Origin of the sequence: Paraburkholderia sediminicola (assembly GCF_046026895.1) — a bacterium.
In the GTDB taxonomy this organism is placed as follows: Bacteria; Pseudomonadota; Gammaproteobacteria; order Burkholderiales; family Burkholderiaceae; genus Paraburkholderia; species Paraburkholderia sediminicola_C.
The window spans coordinates 1-1,052 of the sequence record NZ_JAQQEU010000237.1; the positions used below are offsets into that span (position 1 = coordinate 1).

General features: G+C 59.7%; 1 protein-coding gene. It reads left to right on the plus strand.

Going from position 1 to position 1,052, the window contains the following annotated elements; translation table 11 throughout:
* On the plus strand, nucleotides 1–801 hold an 801-nt coding region (gene tnpC / locus PQR02_RS40510; protein ID WP_408243400.1), incomplete at its 5' end, for an IS66 family transposase.
* Between the last annotated feature and the right edge of the window lie 251 nt (nucleotides 802–1,052).

Consider the following 1,052-nt stretch of genomic DNA (forward strand, 5'->3'; position numbering starts at 1 on the left):
CTGGCGCCCGGCAACAAGAAAACCAAAACTGGTCGGTTGTGGGTCTACGTGCGCGATGATCGACGCTCTGGTTCGAGCGAACCCGCTGCTGTCTGGTTCGCGTACTCGCCGGACCGCAAAGGCATCCACCCCCAGACCCATCTTGCCGGATTCGAAGGCGTCCTTCAGGCGGACGGCTATGCCGGCTTCAACGAGCTGACCGAAAGCGGCAAGGTTCGCCTGGCATCTTGTTGGGATCACGCGCGCCGGTACGTCTTCAACGTCCACGAGACCGCACCGTCGGAAACCACGAAGCAATGGCTCGACATGATCGGCGATCTCTACGAAATCGAGGCTGCTATCCGCGGCAAACCACCCGATGAGCGGCGACGCTGCAGGCAAGAAAAGAGCAACCCGTTGCTCGGACTTCTCGAGATGTCGATGAGGGAGAAACTGGCGACGCTTTGGCCGAAGGCTCCATTGGTCGAAGCGATTAACTACGCTCTGAATCGCTGGGATGGACTCACGCTGTTCTGTGACGACGGCCGCGTCGAGATCAGCAACGTGCTCGCCGAAAATGCCTTGCGCTGTGTGGCCCTTGGTCGGCGCAATTTTATGTTCGCGGGCTCCGACAGCGGTGGTGAGCGAGCCGCCGCAATGTATAGCCTGATCGGCTCGTGCAAATTGAACAACATCAATCCACGTGCCTACCTGGAATTCGTGCTCACGCACATTGCGGATCACCAGGCCAATCGCATCGACGAACTATTGCCCTGGAACGTCGCAAAGCATCTCCGCTCATCTACACCTGCCTCGCTTTGATCCCTTCTGGCAGCGGCACGATGCGCCCGCCGCGTTCTTCGACGCTTGTCCAGCGAATTCTCAACGGCCCTCACGCGACGCTTACGGAGGAAGCGGCGTCGGGGATATAGCCGCGCTGTGATGCGGGATTAGCAATGGGCGCCGCCGGTTGCGAATCGACGCGGCGGTGCTGACAACAGGGATGTGCATTGGCGGTGTGCAGCAGCTATTCGATTGCCGACCAGATTGTCCGCAGGCTGTGTATTGGGAAC